This is a genomic window from Streptomyces sp. NPDC051578 (assembly GCF_044454045.1).
In the GTDB taxonomy this organism is placed as follows: Bacteria; Actinomycetota; Actinomycetes; order Streptomycetales; family Streptomycetaceae; genus Streptomyces.
Genome location: NZ_JBITDH010000012.1, coordinates 21,725 through 38,172, shown reverse-complemented (window position 1 = coordinate 38,172; position 16,448 = coordinate 21,725). Strand labels below are relative to the sequence as shown.

At 74.7% G+C, this 16,448-nt stretch carries 15 protein-coding genes; 7 read left to right on the top strand and 8 right to left on the bottom strand.

All coding sequences use genetic code 11. The annotated features are described in order from the left end of the window. Positions 1-36 precede the first annotated feature (36 nt). Both ACIA6C_RS30495 and fxsA read left to right on the top strand, forming a co-directional pair. Positions 37-819, top strand: a complete 783-nt coding sequence (locus tag ACIA6C_RS30495) for a polyprenol monophosphomannose synthase (RefSeq protein WP_361139890.1) — start codon at positions 37-39, stop codon at positions 817-819. A gap of 95 nt (positions 820-914) precedes the next feature. Further along, complete coding sequence (fxsA, locus tag ACIA6C_RS30490) at positions 915-1,511, top strand: FxsA family membrane protein (protein ID WP_399280739.1); 597 nt, start codon at positions 915-917, stop codon at positions 1,509-1,511. Positions 1,512-1,584: 73 nt separating this feature from the next. Here the strand turns inward: fxsA and ACIA6C_RS30485 are convergent, their stop codons facing one another. From ACIA6C_RS30485 to ACIA6C_RS30475, 3 genes are all read right to left on the bottom strand, one after another. Beyond that, positions 1,585-1,959 carry an RNA polymerase-binding protein RbpA gene (locus ACIA6C_RS30485; RefSeq protein WP_007262928.1) on the bottom strand — a complete coding sequence of 125 codons (375 nt, stop codon included), beginning with the start codon at positions 1,957-1,959 and terminating at the stop codon, positions 1,585-1,587. A gap of 306 nt (positions 1,960-2,265) precedes the next feature. Continuing rightward, a complete protein-coding gene (locus ACIA6C_RS30480; RefSeq protein ID WP_399280737.1) occupies positions 2,266-3,636 on the bottom strand; it encodes an MFS transporter in 1,371 nt (456 codons plus the stop codon). 69 nt (positions 3,637-3,705) lie between these two features. Next, entirely contained in the window at positions 3,706-4,476 is a 771-nt protein-coding gene (locus ACIA6C_RS30475) for a glycerophosphodiester phosphodiesterase (RefSeq protein ID WP_399280735.1), read from the bottom strand. A gap of 267 nt (positions 4,477-4,743) precedes the next feature. Here ACIA6C_RS30475 and ACIA6C_RS30470 point away from each other — a divergent pair, with 267 nt between their 5' ends. After that, the gene (locus ACIA6C_RS30470) at positions 4,744-6,246 is read left to right on the top strand and encodes a PLP-dependent aminotransferase family protein (protein ID WP_366081836.1); all 1,503 of its coding nucleotides are present in this window, start codon (positions 4,744-4,746) and stop codon (positions 6,244-6,246) included. A gap of 44 nt (positions 6,247-6,290) precedes the next feature. On the opposite strand, the gene ACIA6C_RS30465 is transcribed toward ACIA6C_RS30470, so the two are convergent. Beyond that, positions 6,291-8,009: a hypothetical protein gene (locus ACIA6C_RS30465; protein WP_399280733.1), complete on the bottom strand. Its 1,719-nt coding sequence runs from the start codon at positions 8,007-8,009 to the stop codon at positions 6,291-6,293. A 172-nt stretch (positions 8,010-8,181) separates the two neighbouring features. After that, positions 8,182-8,376: a hypothetical protein gene (locus ACIA6C_RS30460; protein WP_030031218.1), complete on the bottom strand. Its 195-nt coding sequence runs from the start codon at positions 8,374-8,376 to the stop codon at positions 8,182-8,184. Positions 8,377-8,740: 364 nt separating this feature from the next. Here ACIA6C_RS30460 and ACIA6C_RS30455 point away from each other — a divergent pair, with 364 nt between their 5' ends. Both ACIA6C_RS30455 and ACIA6C_RS30450 read left to right on the top strand, forming a co-directional pair. Beyond that, positions 8,741-9,163, top strand: coding sequence for an ankyrin repeat domain-containing protein (locus ACIA6C_RS30455; RefSeq protein WP_361139908.1), 423 nt, complete (start codon positions 8,741-8,743; stop codon positions 9,161-9,163). Between the two features lie 340 nt (positions 9,164-9,503). Beyond that, complete coding sequence (locus ACIA6C_RS30450) at positions 9,504-10,901, top strand: HEAT repeat domain-containing protein (protein ID WP_399280731.1); 1,398 nt, start codon at positions 9,504-9,506, stop codon at positions 10,899-10,901. 224 nt (positions 10,902-11,125) lie between these two features. Here ACIA6C_RS30450 and ACIA6C_RS30445 read toward each other — a convergent pair whose 3' ends face one another. Genes ACIA6C_RS30445 through ACIA6C_RS30435 form a run of 3 tightly spaced genes read right to left on the bottom strand, consistent with a single transcriptional unit; the run spans position 11,126 to position 13,373 of the window. Continuing rightward, positions 11,126-11,989 (bottom strand): biotin-dependent carboxyltransferase family protein, encoded by an 864-nt coding sequence (locus ACIA6C_RS30445; protein ID WP_399280729.1) that lies wholly within the window; start codon positions 11,987-11,989, stop codon positions 11,126-11,128. Further along, positions 11,986-12,597 carry an allophanate hydrolase subunit 1 gene (locus ACIA6C_RS30440; RefSeq protein WP_366083093.1) on the bottom strand — a complete coding sequence of 204 codons (612 nt, stop codon included), beginning with the start codon at positions 12,595-12,597 and terminating at the stop codon, positions 11,986-11,988. Before ACIA6C_RS30440 ends, ACIA6C_RS30445 begins: the two co-directional genes overlap by 4 nt. After that, positions 12,594-13,373 carry a 5-oxoprolinase subunit PxpA gene (locus tag ACIA6C_RS30435; RefSeq protein ID WP_366083091.1) on the bottom strand — a complete coding sequence of 260 codons (780 nt, stop codon included), beginning with the start codon at positions 13,371-13,373 and terminating at the stop codon, positions 12,594-12,596. The genes ACIA6C_RS30440 and ACIA6C_RS30435 overlap by 4 nt, the downstream gene beginning before the upstream one ends. 87 nt (positions 13,374-13,460) lie before the next feature. Here ACIA6C_RS30435 and ACIA6C_RS30430 point away from each other — a divergent pair, with 87 nt between their 5' ends. Then, the gene (locus tag ACIA6C_RS30430) at positions 13,461-14,999 is read left to right on the top strand and encodes a hypothetical protein (protein WP_399280856.1); all 1,539 of its coding nucleotides are present in this window, start codon (positions 13,461-13,463) and stop codon (positions 14,997-14,999) included. Between the two features lie 493 nt (positions 15,000-15,492). Further along, complete coding sequence (locus ACIA6C_RS30425; protein WP_399280727.1) at positions 15,493-16,395, top strand: hypothetical protein; 903 nt, start codon at positions 15,493-15,495, stop codon at positions 16,393-16,395. The last annotated feature ends 53 nt before the right edge of the window (positions 16,396-16,448 follow it).

Sequence of the window (16,448 nt, the reverse complement as noted above, 5' to 3'; positions counted from 1 at the left end):
GTGACGGGACGGACGAGGCGGGGCTGGACGAGAAGCATGCAAGGGGACCCAGTGAGCGACGGCGGACAACGGACCTACGGGCCCCTCGGCACCACCTTGGTGATCATCCCCACGTACAACGAGGCGGAGAACATCGGGCTGATCGTCGGCCGGGTCCGCGCCGCGGTGCCCGAGGCGCACGTCCTCGTGGCCGACGACAACAGCCCCGACGGCACCGGCAAGCTCGCCGACGAGCTGGCCGCCTCCGACGACCACGTGCACGTCCTGCACCGCAAGGGCAAGGAAGGGCTCGGCGCCGCCTACCTCGCGGGCTTCGCCTGGGGCCTGGAGCGCGGCTACGGCGTCATCGTGGAGATGGACGCCGACGGCTCCCACCAGCCCGAGGAACTGCCCCGGCTGCTGACCGCGCTCGGCGGCGCCGACCTGGTCCTGGGCTCCCGCTGGGTGCCCGGAGGCCGGGTCGTCAACTGGCCCAAGAGCCGCGAGGTCCTCTCCCGCGGCGGCTCCACCTACTCCCGGCTGATGCTGGGCGTCCCGATCCGCGACGTGACCGGCGGCTACCGCGCCTTCCGCCGCGAGACGCTGGAGGGGCTGGGCCTGGAGGAGGTCGCCTCCGCGGGCTACTGCTTCCAGGTCGACCTCGCCCGCCGGGCCGTCCGCAAGGGCTTCAAGGTCGTGGAGGTCCCCATCACGTTCGTCGAGCGCGAGTTCGGCGACAGCAAGATGAGCAAGGACATCGTGGTCGAGGCCCTGTGGCGGGTCACGCAGTGGGGCATCAAGGCCCGCACGGCCAGGCTCACCGGCCGGCCCGAGGCGTAGCGCCCCCGGCCGCCGAGCGCTCCGGGTCCCCCTTAGGGGATGTCCGGTACCTCCGACTGAGGCCGCTTTTACGCCAACCCGGGCACACTGGGGTCATGACGACCGGCACCTCGACTGCTCCCCGGCGGCGCTCGGCCGCCCGTACGTTCCTCCCCCTGGCGCTCGCCGCCTGGTTCATCCTGGAGATCTGGCTGCTCAGCCTGGTCGCGGGCGCGGCCGGCGGCTTCACCGTCGCGCTGCTCGTCATCGGCGGGATGCTGCTCGGCGGTGTGGTCATCAAGCGGGCGGGCCGCCGGGCCTTCCGGAACCTGACGGCCGGCTTCCAGCAGGCCCAGCAGGGCAAGGCGCCCACGGCGCAGCAGCCCGGCCAGGGCAACGCGCTGGTCATGCTGGCCGGCCTGCTCCTGATCCTGCCGGGCCTGCTCTCCGACGCCGTCGGCCTGCTCCTGTTGCTGCCGCCCGTGCGGGCGCTGGCCGCGCGCCGGTTCGCCCGTTCCCTGGAACGCTCGATGACCTCGGCCTCCGGCGGCTTCGGCGCCGCGTACCAGCAGGTCCGCATCCACCAGCCCGACGGCAAGGTGGTCCGGGGCGAGGTCGTCCGCGAGGACCGGGCGCAACCCGGACACGGCCCCTCGGGAACCCCCGGACCCTCCGGCCCCGACTCGGGCTACCGGCCGCCGCTGGCCTCCTGAGACGCGCGAACACGCCGAGGGCCCCCGCCACAGGAAGTGGCGGGGGCCCTCGGCTTCGTTCTGCGTCCGGGTGTCAGGCGGACTTGCGGCTGTCCCGCGGATGCACGGCAATGTTCATGGCGCCGGAACGCAGGACCGCCAGCCTCTCGGCCAGCACTTCCTCGAGTTCCTCGCGGGTGCGTCGCTCCATGAGCATGTCCCAGTGCGTTCGCGCGGGCTTGCCCTTCTTCTCTTCGGGCCCGTCCCCGTCGACCAGGAGTGCCATGGCGCCGCACGCCTTGCACTCCCACTCCGGCGGAATTTCTGCCTCAACCGAGAACGGCATCTCAAATCGATGTCCGTTCTGGCATGCGTACTCCACCGCCTGGCGCGGGGCCAGATCGATGCCGCGGTCCGTCTCGTAGCTGGTAACCACGAGCCGCGTACCGCGGAGAGCTCGCTCACTCATGAATCGTGCCTCCCGGGCTTATCGCCCACAGGACAGGTGTCGCTGTCGTCGTCATCCGGTCAACGTCCGGTCGGCGGTATAGATTCCCGCTCCGGGTCGTGCGTCGCCCGTCGTGCCGCCCCTTGTTGTACCCACCAGTGCCCGGTTTGTCACATCTGGCAGCAGATGTCACCCAGCGCCCATCCCTCGGGTGCGCGCAGTAACGGTCCGCCTGGCAGGCCAAAGGCGTACACTACCGGCCCTTTGCTTCAACGTCGAAATTCGTTCCGAATTCGTTCCCGGAGCCGTCGTCCCGGGCCGTCGGGCTCAGAGCCGTTCGGGAACAGGATTGCCCGCCGCCTCCACCGCGCGCCGCACCGGCACCCGGGCCAGCAGCACGAAACCCAGTGCGAAGAACACCACCAACGAGATGATGGCCGTCCGGTAGCTGCCCGTCATCTGGTACGTCAGGCCGAACACCAGCGGCCCCACCCAGCTCAGTCCGCGGTCGCTCATCTCGTACGCGGAGAAGTACTCGGCCTCCTTGCCCGCCGGTACCAGGTGCGAGAACAGGGACCGCGACAGCGCCTGGCTGCCGCCCAGCACCAGCCCGATCATCGAGGCCAGCACGAAGAACCCCACCGGGGTCCGCGCCGGCAGGAAGTAGCCGGCGGCCAGGGTCAGCGCCCACGCGGCCAGCGAACCGAGGATCGTGCGCTTGGCGCCGTACGCACGCGCCAGCCGGCCCATCCCGAGCGCGCCCGCCACCGCCAGGACCTGTACGAGGAGCACCGCCACGATCAGCGTCGACTGCTCCAGCCCCAGTTCCTGCGACCCGTAGACCGACGCCTGCGAGATCACGGTCTGCACGCCGTCGTTGTAGATCAGGTACGCGAGCAGGAACGACAGCGTCAGCGGGAAGCGGCGCATGTCCCGCAGCGTCGCGAGCAGCTGCCGCCAGCCGCTGACCGGCGCCGCAGCCCCCGGCTCCCGCACCACCGCCCGGTCGCGCAGCCGGCGCAGCGGGATGATCGCGAAGGCGCCCCACCACAGGCCCGCCGACGCGAGGCAGATCCGTACCGCCGTGCCCTCGGACACGCCGAAGGAGTCGTGGCCCTGGAACAGCACCAGGTTCAGGACCAGCACGGACGCGCCCGAGGTGTACCCGAACGCCCAGCCCCGCGAGGAGACGGTGTCCCGCTCGTCGGCCGTGGCGATCTGCGGCAGGTAGGCGTTGTACAGCACCATCGAGACGGCCAGCGCCGCGTTCGCGACGACCAGCAGCAGCCCGCCCAGCAGGTAGCGGTCCCCGCTCAGGAAGAACATCCCGGTGGTCGCCGCCGCGCCGGTGTAGGCGGCGGCCGCCAGCAGCGGCTTCTTGCGGCCGCCGCGGTCGGCCACCGCACCGGCCAGCGGCATGACCAGTACGGCCGCGATCACCGACACCGACACCGCGTACGCGAAGAAGGACCCGGCCCGGACCGGGACGCCCAGCGGGTGCACATAGCCCTCGGCGTCCGCCGCGGCCTTGGCCACCGCCGTCAGGTAGGGGCCGAGGAACACCGTGAGCACGCTCGTCGAATAGACCGAGCAGGCGAAATCGTAGAAGTACCAGCCGTGCTGTTCGCGCTTGCGGGAGGCGGCGGATCTGCCGTCCTCCGCCCCCGGTTCCGCTTCGTCCGTCGTCTGCGCCGTCATCCGGTGTCCCCCTCGCTGTTCCCCGTACCGCCGCGGCCGTCCGGGCCCGCGAACGGGCCCGTCGGGCGGTCAGGCCCAGGCTCCGCGGCGGTCCAGCACCGTGCGCAGGATGTCGATCCGGTCGGTCATGATGCCATCCACACCGAGGTCGAGAAGAGCCTCCATGCGTTCCGGTTCGTTCACGGTCCAGACGTGCACCTGGAGCCCGCGCGCGTGCGCCGTCCGTACGAAGCGCCGGTCCACCACCCGTACGCCGGCCTGGCTCTCCGGGACCTGCGCCGCGACCGCGCCCACCCGCAGGGCCGCCGGGATGGCGTACGAGCGCAGCCGCAGCCCCAACACGCCCAGCACCCCGTACGAGGTCGCCAGCCGCGGACCCGCGATCCTGTGGGCCCGGGCCACCCGGCTCTCCGAGAAGGAGCCCACGCACACCCGGTCCCAGGCCCCGGCCCGGGCGATCAGGTTGACCAGCGGGTACAGCGCGGACTCGGCCTTGATGTCGACGTTCCAGCGGGCCCCGGGGAACTCCTCCAGCAGGTCCTCGAAGAGCGACAGCGGCTCCGTCCCGCCCACCCGTGCCGCCTTGACCTGCTTCCACTGCAGTTCGGCGATCCGCCCCCGCGCGTCCGTCACCCGGTCCAGGGTGGCGTCGTGGAAGGCGACCAGCTTGCCGTCGGCGGTGGCGTGCACATCGGTCTCGAAGTACCGGTAGCCCGCCTGCTCGGCCCGCCGGAAGGCGGCCGCGGTGTTCTCCAGACCGTCGGCCGCACCACCCCGGTGCGCGAAGGGGATCGGCGCCGGGTGGTCGAGATAGGGATGGCGAAGGCGTACGTGCGTCACGGCGGCAGTATGCCCGTTGTCACCGGTGGGGCGGGAGCGGCCGCATGGACGCAGGGTGAACGCGCGGGGGCCCTGACCGAACGCACCGGTCCACCTGACCGGACGCGCCGGTCCACGTGGCCGGACACGCCGGTCCACGTGGCCGGACACGCCGGCCCACCTGGCCCGAAGGGACCGCTCCATGACACCCTGACCCCGCAGGGGCAATCCAATACCGGCCCGGAACCGGCCGGTCGCTGCCAATTCGATGAAGGTGGACCGGACACCATGGCTCAGTGGACCTCGGCGGTCGGTGCCGCACAGCTCGCCCGTCTGATCACCTCGCAGCAGGACCGGCCCCCGGTACCGGGCGCCCGCAAGCCCCCCGCCTACCGCGTGCTCGCCGACGGGATCCGCCTCCTCGTCCTCGAAGGCCGCGTTCCCGTCGCCGCACGGCTTCCCGCCGAGCGCGAGCTGGCCGTCGCGCTCACCCTCAGCCGCACCACCGTCGCCGCCGCCTACGAGGCGCTGCGCGGCGAGGGCTTCCTCGAATCCCGGCGCGGCGCCGGCAGCTGGACCGCCGTCCCCGCCGGGAACCCGCTGCCCGCCCGCGGCCTGGAACCCCTGCCGCCCGAGTCGCTCGGCTCGATGATCGACCTCGGCTGCGCCGCCCTGCCGGCACCCGAACCCTGGCTCACCAAGGCCGTCCAGGGAGCCCTGGAGGAGCTGCCGCCCTACGCCCACACCCACGGCGACTACCCCGCCGGGCTGCCCGCGCTGCGCCGGATGCTCGCCGACCGCTACACCGAACGCGGCATCCCGACCATGCCCGAGCAGATCATGGTCACCACCGGCGCGATGGGCGCCATCGACGCCATCTGCAGCCTCTTCGCGGGCCGCGGCGAGCGCATCGCCGTCGAATCGCCCTCCTACGCCAACATCCTCCAGCTCATGCGCGCCGCCGGCGTGCGCCTCGTACCCGTCGCCATGGCCTCCGGGCTCGGCGGCTGGGACATGGACGTGTGGCGCCAGGTGCTGCGCGACTCCGCCCCGCGCCTCGCCTACGTCGTCGCCGACTTCCACAACCCGACCGGCGCGCTGGCCTCCGACGAGCAGCGCCGCGCCATGGTCGAGGCGGCCCGGTCCGCCGGCACCGTCCTGGTCGCCGACGAGACCATGGCCGAACTCCAGCTCGACCCCGCACTGGCCATGCCCCGCCCGGTGTGCTCCTTCGACCCGGCCGGCTCCACCGTCGTCACCGTCGGCTCCGCCAGCAAGGCGTTCTGGGCCGGCATGCGCATCGGGTGGGTCCGCGCCGCCCCCGACGTCATCCGCAGCCTGGTCGCGGCGCGCGCCTACGCCGACCTCGGAACCCCGGTACTGGAGCAGCTCGCGGTGAACTGGCTGATGCGCACCGGGGGCTGGGAGGAGGCCGTCGGGATCCGCCGGGTCCAGGCCCGGGACAACCGGGACGCGCTGGTCGCGGCGGTGCGCCGGGAACTGCCCGACTGGGAGTTCCAGGTCCCGCAGGGCGGTCTGACGCTGTGGGCCCGAGCGGGCGGACTGTCCGGGTCGCGGCTGGCCGAGGTGGGGGAGAGGGTCGGCGTCCGGGTCCCCTCGGGCCCCCGGTTCGGTGTGGACGGGGCGTTCGAGGGATACGTCCGGCTGCCGTTCACCGTGGGCGGGCCCGTCGCCGAGGAGGCCGCCGCCCGGCTGGCGGCGGCGGCCCGGCTGGTCGGTACGGGAGCGGGCGGCAGCGGGGCGGAGCCGCCACGCACCTTCGTCGCCTAGGCGGCCCGCGGGCCGCCCGCGGGCCGCGGCGGGATGCGGTCGGCTCAGGGCCCCACGGGCCAGGGGCCGCGAGCCTTCGGCGTCTCCGCCGGGACCTCCCGCACCGGCTGCGGCTCCTCGCGTACCTCCGTGGCGCCGCTCCCGCCCGGCCCGGCGTCGATGGACGGGCCCTGCGCCTGGGGCGGCGGCTGGACGATGCGCAGCGGGACGGCCGGGGTGGCGTGCTGCGCAGCGGCGGGCCTCGGCGCGCGCCGTTCCGTCCGCTCCGGCAGCAGCTCCGTGACCGCCTGGCGGTGCGCCGGGTACGCGGCGTCGTCGTACGGGTCCGGCGTGGAGGGCACCTGGAGGCGCAGGACGGGACCCGCCCCGAGCCGGGCGTACCCGCGGCCCGGCGGTACCTGAGCCGTCGGCGTCGTGTGCGGCGGCAGCCCCAGCACCTCGGCGATCTGCTGGATCCCGGCGGGACCGAGCACGACGCGGGCCCGGGTGTGCTGCCAGACGGCGTCGCCCAGCAGGTCCAGCTGGTCGAACTGCTCGGCCACCACCACGGTGACGTGCACGCCGCGCCCGTGCCGCAGCGGCACCTGGAGCCGACCCAGCGGATCGTGCCCCTCGTCGGCCGCCGCCAGGTGCGCGAGCACGCTGGGCCGGTCCAGCAGGATCCACAGCGGGCGGCGGGTGTCCTCGGGCATGGCGCCCCCCGACTCCCGGGCCCGCTGGGCGGCGGTCAGCCGCCGCTCGGTCTCCTGCGCCGCCCACTCCAAGGTGGCCTGCGCCCCGCTCGGACCGCACTCGACGGCCAGTACGCCCGCCCGGCCGGCGAGGCACGCGTACTCACCGCTGCCCGCGCCCTCGACGACCACCACCTCGCCGCCGTGCCGCAGCGCCTGCAGGGCGATCGAGCGCAGCAGCGTCGTGGTGCCGCTGCCCGGCTGGCCGGCCGCCAGCAGGTGCGGCTCCGTGGAGCGGGGCCCGGTGCGCCAGATCACGGGCGGCACGTCACGCGGCTCGTCACCCGCGAGGACGGGCAGCGTCCGCTGCACGCTCACGGCATCGGTGAACCCGAGGACGATCTCGCCGGGGGCGGTCACGAACGGCTGCGCGGCGATGCCCGTCGGCAGCGCCTCCAGGACCCGCAGGTCGAGCTGGTTGCCCTCCTCGTCCCAGGCGAAGAGGTACTCCCGCCCCCGCCCGGACTTGGCGTGCAGCAGGGCTTCGATCCGGGCCCGGGCGGCGGGCTCGCCGTCGGCGAAGTAGGCCGGGTAGCGGATGCGCAGGCGGGTGACGCGGCCCGATCCGTCGAAGGTGTGGTCGCTGAACGCCTGGTCCCAGCTCCCGCCGTGGGTGAACAGGGGACTCGGGTCCTCCGGGACGGAGAAGTACGGCACGAGGGCCTCGTAGAGCGAGCGCAGACGTTCGGTCTCGGCGTCGCTGGGGCCGGTCTTCACCGGGGTGCGCGCCCGCCCGTGCCAGGCGGCCGCCGCCATCAGTGTGATCAGGCCGAGGAGGGGACCGTAGGGCACGAGCGCCAGGACGAGGACGACGGCGGCCCCCAGGAACAGCGCGGGACCGCGCTTGTCCTTGGGGGTGTCGGCCCACTTGCGCCGTCCGGCGGCCGCCAGGACGCGCAGGCCCCGCCCGACGACGATCAGCGGATGGAGTACGTCCGTCGCGCTGTCGGCAGCCGTGCGGGCGAGGTCGCGACCCCGGGTCAGCGACGTGGTGCCGCTGATGAGGATGCGGGGGAGTGGGCGCCGGGCCACGGGCGTCTCCTGGAGTTGTGGTGTGGCGGGACGGTGCGGTCGGGGACGGGAGGTTTCGGGACGGGGGGTTCGGGCGGGAGGTTTCGGGACGGGGGGTTTCGAGGGCGGGTGCGGGGACGGACGGCCCGTCAGGCCGGCCCGGGCCGGCCGGCCTGAACGGCGTACGGCGGGCTCAGAGCTTGATCCCGCCCAGCAGGCTCGCGAGGCTCGCCGTGCTCGCCGTGATGCTCGGGGCGATGGCGGAGCCGGCGAGGAAGAAGCCGAACAGGGAGCACACGAACGCGTGGGTCAGCTTCATCCCGTCCTTCTTGAAGAAGAGGAAGCAGATGATGCCGAGCAGAACGACGCCTGAGATGGACAGGACCATGACGACTTCTCCTGGTGGGTGGGGACGTGGGACGGTCACCATCAGTTCTTCCAGGCTCACAGAAAGTATCAATGCGACAAAAGGTGCATCCGGGTGAATCCTGGCGCCTTTCACTTGACTGGCCGCTCCCGGCTGGCGCGTCGGCGGCGGAGCGGTCAGGGGCCGTCGGAGCGGCGGCGGACGGGTGAAAAGGGCCGGGGTGAACCGGGCCAAGGGTGATCTTTGCCTCAGGTCGCCCCCGTCATGTGCGGACCCGGGCGCTACTCTGGCGATTCACCCGTACGGACGCAGTTCCGTACGCTCCCCGCCCCTCCGGCCTGGGGAAACTCTTGCCGACGACAGTGAGTGAAAGGCGGTACGAACCATGAGCGAGCACACCCCGGACGGCTCCGGCTCCCAGGACGTTCCCGACGCGGACGTCATCGAGCTGGCCACCAAGATCTTCGACCTCGCCCGGCAGGGCCAGACCGCCGCGCTGACCGCCTACCTCGACGCCGGGGTCCCCGCGAACCTCACCAACGACCGGGGCGACACCCTCGTCATGCTCGCCGCCTACCACGGCCACGCCGAAGCCGTCACCGCCCTGCTGGCCCGCGGCGCCGAGGCCGACCGCGCCAACGACCGCGGGCAGACCCCCCTCGCGGGCGCCGTCTTCAAGGGCGAGGAGGCCGTCATCCGCGCCCTGCTCGCCGGCGGGGCCGACCCGTACGCCGGGACCCCCTCCGCCGTGGACACGGCGCGCATGTTCGCCAAGGCCGACCTGCTGGAACTTTTCGGAGCCAAGTAGTCCGCTTCTGGCCGGTACCGGGCGGGCCCCGACCCCTCACGGACCTCACGGGTTGGTCACGGGAGACGTAAATGTGGTCGCGGCGCACAAACCGCCTGGGTCATCATGGCGTCGGATTCGATTCGCGGACATGACGGACGGGCAGGAGCGGGCTGGACACGAACGCCGTTCCGCCCACCCCCGCCGAACCGGCCGTACTGATCGCGAAGCACCGACGAGAGTGAGAAGGCAATGGTCTACATCGAGCGGAACAAGACGGCGAACGTCCTCACATGCTGTTACGCGGCCCTGTGAATCCCGATTCCCGGTTGCGTCCCCAGCTTGATTTGAGGCCATTCCCATGTTCGAACCAGTCATAGCGCCGAGCGGCACCCTGCTCGGGCTCCTCCAGCGGGGCCGCGGCGACGGCACGCTGCACGCGCTCGCAGCGCCCAGGGCAGAGGCCCTCGCGGCCCTCGACCAGTGCGTCATCAGCGATCCGCGCCAGGACTGGCAGGTCGAGAACCGCTCGCTGTACTACGCCCGTCTCTACCTGGACCTCGACGGCCCCCTCGGCGAGATCGAAGCCCACCTCTTCGCCGCCGACGACCTCCTCGACGAGGACGAGCACCGCACCGGCCTCGCCCTGTCGGTACTGGGCCACCTCGCCGCCTACGGCCGTGACGATGCGCTGATGCTGCTGCGCCGCTACGCCGCCTGCGGCGCCAACTGGTCCTGGGCCCTGGACGAACTCGCCCTGCGCGACGACGACGAAGGCCTGCGGTCGCTCGCCGCGCCCGTGCTCGCCCGCTTCCCGGCCACGGAGGAGGGCGGCGCGCTGCTGGCCGCCGCGGTCCGCGACGCCTACGAGCCCCGGCCCTGGCGGCTGTGGGAGGAGAGCGCCGCCTACGGGGAGCGGCTGCGCGCCGCCCGGCAGCAGGGCTCCTTCGACCGCTGGCAGCGCCAGCTCACCCCCAGGGGCCCCCAGCCCGGCTGGGGCGTCGAGGCCGTCTTCGAGTGGGCCGCCGACGGACTGCGCCGCGGCACCCCGCTGCACGTGCCGGCCGCCCGGTGCCTGGCCGCCGTCGCCGCGCCCGAGGACCGCCCGGCCGTCCTCGCCGCCGCCGCCGGTGCCTACGGCGAGGCCGCCCGGGCCACGGCCCTGCACCACCTCGTCCTCTCCGAACCGGAGAACCCGGCGGTGCTGGACCTCATCGAAGCCGCCGGGGACGAGGCCGCGGTGGCCGCCTACGAGCGCATGTGCGGCCCCGCGGCCGTCGAGCGGGCCCGGCAGTGGGTCCACCGCCCCGACGCCCTCGGAGGCGCCGCCGGCGCCCTCCTCGCCGCCCGCGGCTCGGCCGAAGACGCCCGGCTGGTCCTCGGCGCCCTGCGCTCCACCGTCCGCGGCCACGGCCCCGACACGCAGCGCCTCTTCGCCCTCGTCGACGGCGCCGGCCGCCTGGCGATCGGCTGCGCGGCGCCGGTGCTGCGCCACATCTACCGCGAGACCTCCTCCTCCCACCTGCGCGGCCGTGCGGCCCGGGCCCTGGCCAGCACGGACGCCTCCTTCGCGGCCGGCTTTGCCGTCGAATGCCTCTGGGACTGCGAGGAGACCACCCGCGAGGTGGCCGCCCGCCACGCCGAGACGGCCGACGCCCGCGTGGCCCCCCGCCTGCGCCGCCTGGCGGCCGACCCGGCGGAGGAAGAAGACGTCCAGTCGGCGGTCCGCAGCCGCATCGCCCCGGAGTCGGCGGTGTAGCGCAAGCACCTCGGGGCGGCCGGTCAGGCCGTCTCTCGCGGATCCTGCCCGGCCGGGGCCGCCTCGCCCGGTGCCGGGCACGCGAGGCGGAGGGGGTTCCGCGTCGTGGGTGTTCCCGGGTTTCGGCGGTGGCTGCGGGCGAGGTGCGGTGCCCGATGGCGCGGGTCGGGGGAGGGCCGGACGAGACGGCCCGCGCCTTGAGCGGGGGGCCGGGGGTATGCCGGCTACGCCTGGACGAACCGCACCTCCAGGCCCGGGCCCGCCTGGGCCGCCGCGTCCAGGGGGCGGCCGGCGGGGACCACGCCGAGCACCGGATAGCCGCCCGTCACCGGATGGTCGGCCAGGAACAGCACCGGCAGGCCGTCCGGGGGGATCTGCAACGCCCCCAGCACCATGCCCTCGCTCGGGAGTTCCCCGCCCCGCCGGCGGACCAGCCGGGGCCCGCCCTCCGTCCTGAGTCCGATCCGGTTCGACCGGGCCGACACCCGGTACGGCGAACGCAGCAGCCGCGCGACCGAAGCCGCCTCGAACCAGTCGGCCCTCGGCCCGAGCCGCAGCGGAAGCACCAGCACCGGCGGCGGCCCCGGCACCCCCAGGGCGTCCGCCCCGCTCACCGGTTCCGCCCCGGCCGGGCCCACCGGCAGCACCGTCCCGGCCGACAGGACGGCCGGCCCGAGCCCCGACAGCAGGTCCGTCGAGCGACTGCCCAGCACCGGCGGGACGGCGAACCCGCCCCGCACCGCGACGTAGCTCCGCAGCCCCGGCTCCGCCCGGCCCACATCGAGCTCCGCCCCCGCCCGCAGCCGGACCGGCGCCCCCCAGGCCGCCGGGCGCCCTGAGACCCGTACCGCGCAGGGCGCGCCCGTGACCGCCACCGTGACCGGGCCCCGCGCGCGCAGCGCCACCCCGTCCAGCGTGGTCTCCAGGGCGGCGGCGCCCGCCGGGTTGCCCACGAGGCGGTTGGCCAGCGCGTACGCCCCCGAATCCAGCGCCCCCGACCGCGGCACACCCAGGTGCGCCAGCCCCGGGCGCCCCCGGTCCTGGACGGTCGTCAGCGCCCCCGCACGCAGCACCAGCAGCCCGCTCACCCGCCCGCCTCCTCGAACCGCACCCGCACCCCCGGCGCGAACAACGCCGCCGGCTCCCGCGCGGGATCCCACACCACCGCGTCCGTCGACCCGATGAGCTGCCAGCCGCCGGGGGAGGAGCGCGGGTAGACCCCCGCGTACTCGCCGGCCAGGGCCAGCGAGCCGGCCGGGACGGACGTACGCGGCGTGGCCCGGCGGGGCAGGTGGAAACGGGCCGGGAGCCCCGTCAGGTAGCCGAAGCCGGGAGCGAAACCGCAGAACGCGACCCGGAACTCGATGCCGCCGACGATCCCCGGCACCTCCCGCGCGCCCACGCCCCACAGCGCGGCCACCTCCGCCAGGTCCGGCCCGTCGTAGCGCACCGCGACCCGTACCAGCGGCCCCTCGGACCCCGCCAGGGCGGGCACCTCCCATCGGGCGATCCGGGCCCCCAGCCCGGCCGGATCCGCCACCCCGTCCAGCAGCACCGTCCGCGCGGCCGGCACGATGTCCCGTACGCCGCCCAGCTCCCCGCGCCGCCGCAGCAGCTCGGCGTGGAGCGCGGCGACCTCCTCGGCGGAGTCCGTCTCCAGCAGCAGCGCCCCGGTGCCCACGACGAGCGGCCTCACGCGAACGCCTCCACCCGTACCCCGGCCGCGCCCAGCGCCTCCCGCACCCGCAGCGCGAGGCCCGCGGCGCCCGGGGTATCCCCGTGCAGGCACAACGAGCGCGCACCCACCGGGACCGCCGACCCGTCCGCCGCCGTCACGACCCCCTCGGCCGCCATCCCGACCGCCCGGGCCACCACCGCGTCCGGGTCGTGCAGCACCGCCCCCGGCTCGCCCCGCGGCACCAGCGTCCCGGCCGCCGTGTACGCCCGGTCGGCGAACGCCTCCGGCACCGCCGGCAGCCCGGCCTCCCCGGCGGCCGCGAGCAGCAGCGAACCCGGCAGCCCCAGCACGGGCAGCCCGCCCGGCCCGGCCGCGAGCAGCACCCCCGCGACCACGGCGCCCGCCTGGCCCGCGTCGTGCACGGTGCGGTTGTAGAGCGCGCCGTGCGGCTTCACGTACGAGACGGCGGAGCCGGCCGCCCGGGCGAACACCTCCAGCGCGCCGATCTGGTAGGCCACCTCGTCGGCCAGCTCGCGCGGCGGCACGTCCATCGCCCGCCGCCCGAAACCCGCCAGGTCCCGGTACGAGACCTGCGCCCCGATCCGTACGCCCCGTTCGGCCGCCAGCTCGCAGACCCGCCGCATGATCGAGGGATCCCCGGCGTGGAAGCCGCAGGCCACGTTGGCGCTGGTGACGACCGACAGCAGCGCCTCGTCGTCCGTCAGCGTCCACCGCCCGAAGCCCTCGCCGAGATCGGCGTTGAGGTCGATGACGGGTGTGATCACGGGGGCCATGCGGTGAGCGTAGAACAGGCCCTGCCCGCAACGGGCGTCGTGCGGCCGGGACCCCGGGGAGGATCCGGCCGAACCGTGCCGTTTGGGATGTTGTCCGTGTCAGCGCCTAGTCTTTCCGTCGTGACTCTCCCTGCCCCGGCGAAGCCCCTCGTCTCCCCGGCGCCGGGCCCGGCCGCCGACGAGGGCCTGGCCCGGCGGCTGCGCGCCCTCGCCTGCACCGCCCCGCTGCACGACCTCGACGTCCGCAAGGCCAATCTGGCCGGCGAGTACGGGGTCTACGCGATGGCCGAGGTCGCGCTGGCCGCGATCGACCTGGTCACGCTCAACATGGACTTCGACACCGGCGCCGACCACGAGCAGATAGTGGCCCGGCTGCTGCCGCGCGTCGCCGCCCAGGCCCCCGCACGGCCCACCGCCGAGCACGAGCGGGTGGCGCGCTGGGTCCTGGAGAACCTGATCAACGTCGGCAGCGTGGACCGGGGCTTCCGCGCGATCTACGGCACCTTCGGCCCCGACGGGGTCTACGTCCGCAGGGACTACGACTTCAAGCTGATCGAGGAAGTCCCCGGCTACGGCGGGGCGGTGTACCTGCGCACCACCGACGAAGCCGTGAACGTGCTCGTCGGCGCCCTGGACACCGACGTCACCAGCGCGCAGATCGCCGCCGAGGTCAAGCTGGAGGTGCTGATCAGCCGCGGCCGGCTCGCCGACGCCCAACTCGCCGCCGAACAGGCCCGGTACCGCACCGTCCAGTACGCGGAGACGCTGCGCCGGACGCTGGACGCGACGCGGCGCAACGTACGGGCCGTGGACTGGCTCGAAGCCGTCCCGGACATGATCGCCGAGGCCCTGGAACACGTCGCCGACCGCTACCGGCACGAGAACGCCATCCTCACCAACATCCGCAAGGCCCGCGACGAGGCCGAGGACCCCGACAACAAGCGGCGCGCCGCCGAGCTGGTCGACATCGTCAAGGACTGCATCCGCCGGCACACCCAGCTCCAGTCGCGGCTGCTGGACGCGGGCCCGCTCTTCCGCGCCGAACAGGACCGGCAGGCCTTCGCGGCGCCGGCGCCGCGCTCGGGCATCGACCTGTACGGGCAGCTGATCGCCCCCGTGCTGCCGATGCCGCTGGAACGGGCCACCCGGGTCACCGACGCGTTCTTCGCCCGGGGCGCGGGGCTGCGCACGCCCGTCTCGGTGCGGGTGGCCGACCTGGTGGAGATCCTGCTGACGCCGCCGGTGGAGCGCGAGCACCTGGGCGTGGAGATGCCCGAGCCCGACCTGATCGCCACCCCGGACGACAGCCGGTTCAGCGAGGAGCAGCTCGCCGAGGCCATGGCGCTCCTGGACCTCCCGCACGACGCGCCGCGCCGGCTGTCCGGCCTGTTGGCGCAGGCCCGGCGCAGCGACCCCGAACTGCCGTACCTGGTGGCGCTGCTGGCCGTCCACGCGGCGAGCCCGGCGGTGGGCACGGCGTACCGGCAGGGCGAGGAGCGCCTGCTGTTCGCGGTGGACGACGGCACCGAGCTGGACGACCCGGAATTCGGTGGTGCCGACCTGATCGTCGGCACGGCCCTCCTCGACGCCGCCGCCATGACGGCCGCCCGCACGGAGGCGTCGTGACCCCGCCCCGGCCGACCCCCACGGTCCTCCCCGAGCCGTCCGCCGCCCCGATTCCGGGGCGCGCGCCCGCCTCCACCGCGCCGGCCCCCGTGCCGACGGCTGCCCGGCCCGTCGCCCCGGTCGCTCCCGTGCCGGGGGCCACGTCGTCCGTCGGCGCCTGCGCCACGACGCGTCCCCGGCGGCCGTCCACCGTGCGGTCCGAGTCCGCGATGTCGACGGCGGCCGCGCCGGCGTCCTCGGTGCCCCCCGCGCCGGTCGCTCGGATGTCTTCCCGGTCCGTCGCCGTGACGCAGGCCGCGCCCCTCGGCGCCTGCGCCGGGCCGTTGCCCGGGCCGACGAGTGGGAGCACGCCCACGTCGGGGGCGAAGTCCGGGGCTTGCCGTCCCGGGAGTCGGCCGGGCGGCCGGGTTCCGCCGAGAGCCGCGCGGGGCGGGGCGGCCGTCACCCCGCCGCCCGCCGTCGAATCCACCGCACCACACGAAAGGCACCACCCGTGAGCGACCACCACGCCGAAGCCCCCGCGTGGGGCGATCCCGACGCGGCCCCGGGCCCGGCGCCGGCGACCGGCGCCGCGGCCGTGACCCCCGCCGACGCCGCCGACGCGGCCCGGCTCGTCGCCTTCGGGCTCCAGCCCAAGCTGCTCCCCGCCCGCGACGCCGAGTACGCCGAACTGCTGCGCCGCTACCGCGAGGAGCCCGCCTTCGGCCGTCTCGCCGACGCCGTCGCCACCGGCCTCGGCCTCGTCGTGCTGGAGGTCTCGCCGCGCGCCGGCATGGCGGTGGCCGCCGACGAGGACTCCGTCTTCGCCGTCCGGATGGGCGACTACGCCCGCCGCACGGCCGCCGACGGAGGCGACCGCTTCCTGCACGGCCTCGCCCACCTCGCCGTCGCCGCCCTCGCCTTCCCCCGCCCCGAGGACCTCGCCGACGACGGCTACATCGGCCGGATCACCGTCAACGCTGTCGACTCCTTCGTCCGGCAGACCTGCCGCCGCCTGGAGGAGCGCGCCGAGGAACTCGGCGAGAACACCGACCCGGCCTCCGACACCCCCGGCCTGGAGGCCGCCTGGCGGGTCTACGCCCGCCGCAGTGCGACCGGCGCCACCAAGGACGCCCGCCGCCTCGCCGGTTCCACCACCGGCATCGTCGGCAAGGCCGCCGCCTTCCTCACCGAGTCCGGCTTCCTCCAGCGCACCGGCGACGACTCCGGCGGCACCTACCGCACCACCCCCCGCTACCAGCTCCAGGTCCGCGACATGGCGGGCAGCGCCGCCATGGCGGAACTCCTGGAGCTCGGCGTGGTCCCGGTCAGCGACGGCTCCGCCACCCTCCTGCCGCCGCCCGAGGGCGACGACCTGGAGCTCGCCGCCGACGCCGGCCTGCCCTTCCACGCCTGAGCCCCGCGCCCCGACCCCCGTACGCACCACGAGAGACCGCGAGAACCCGCCGC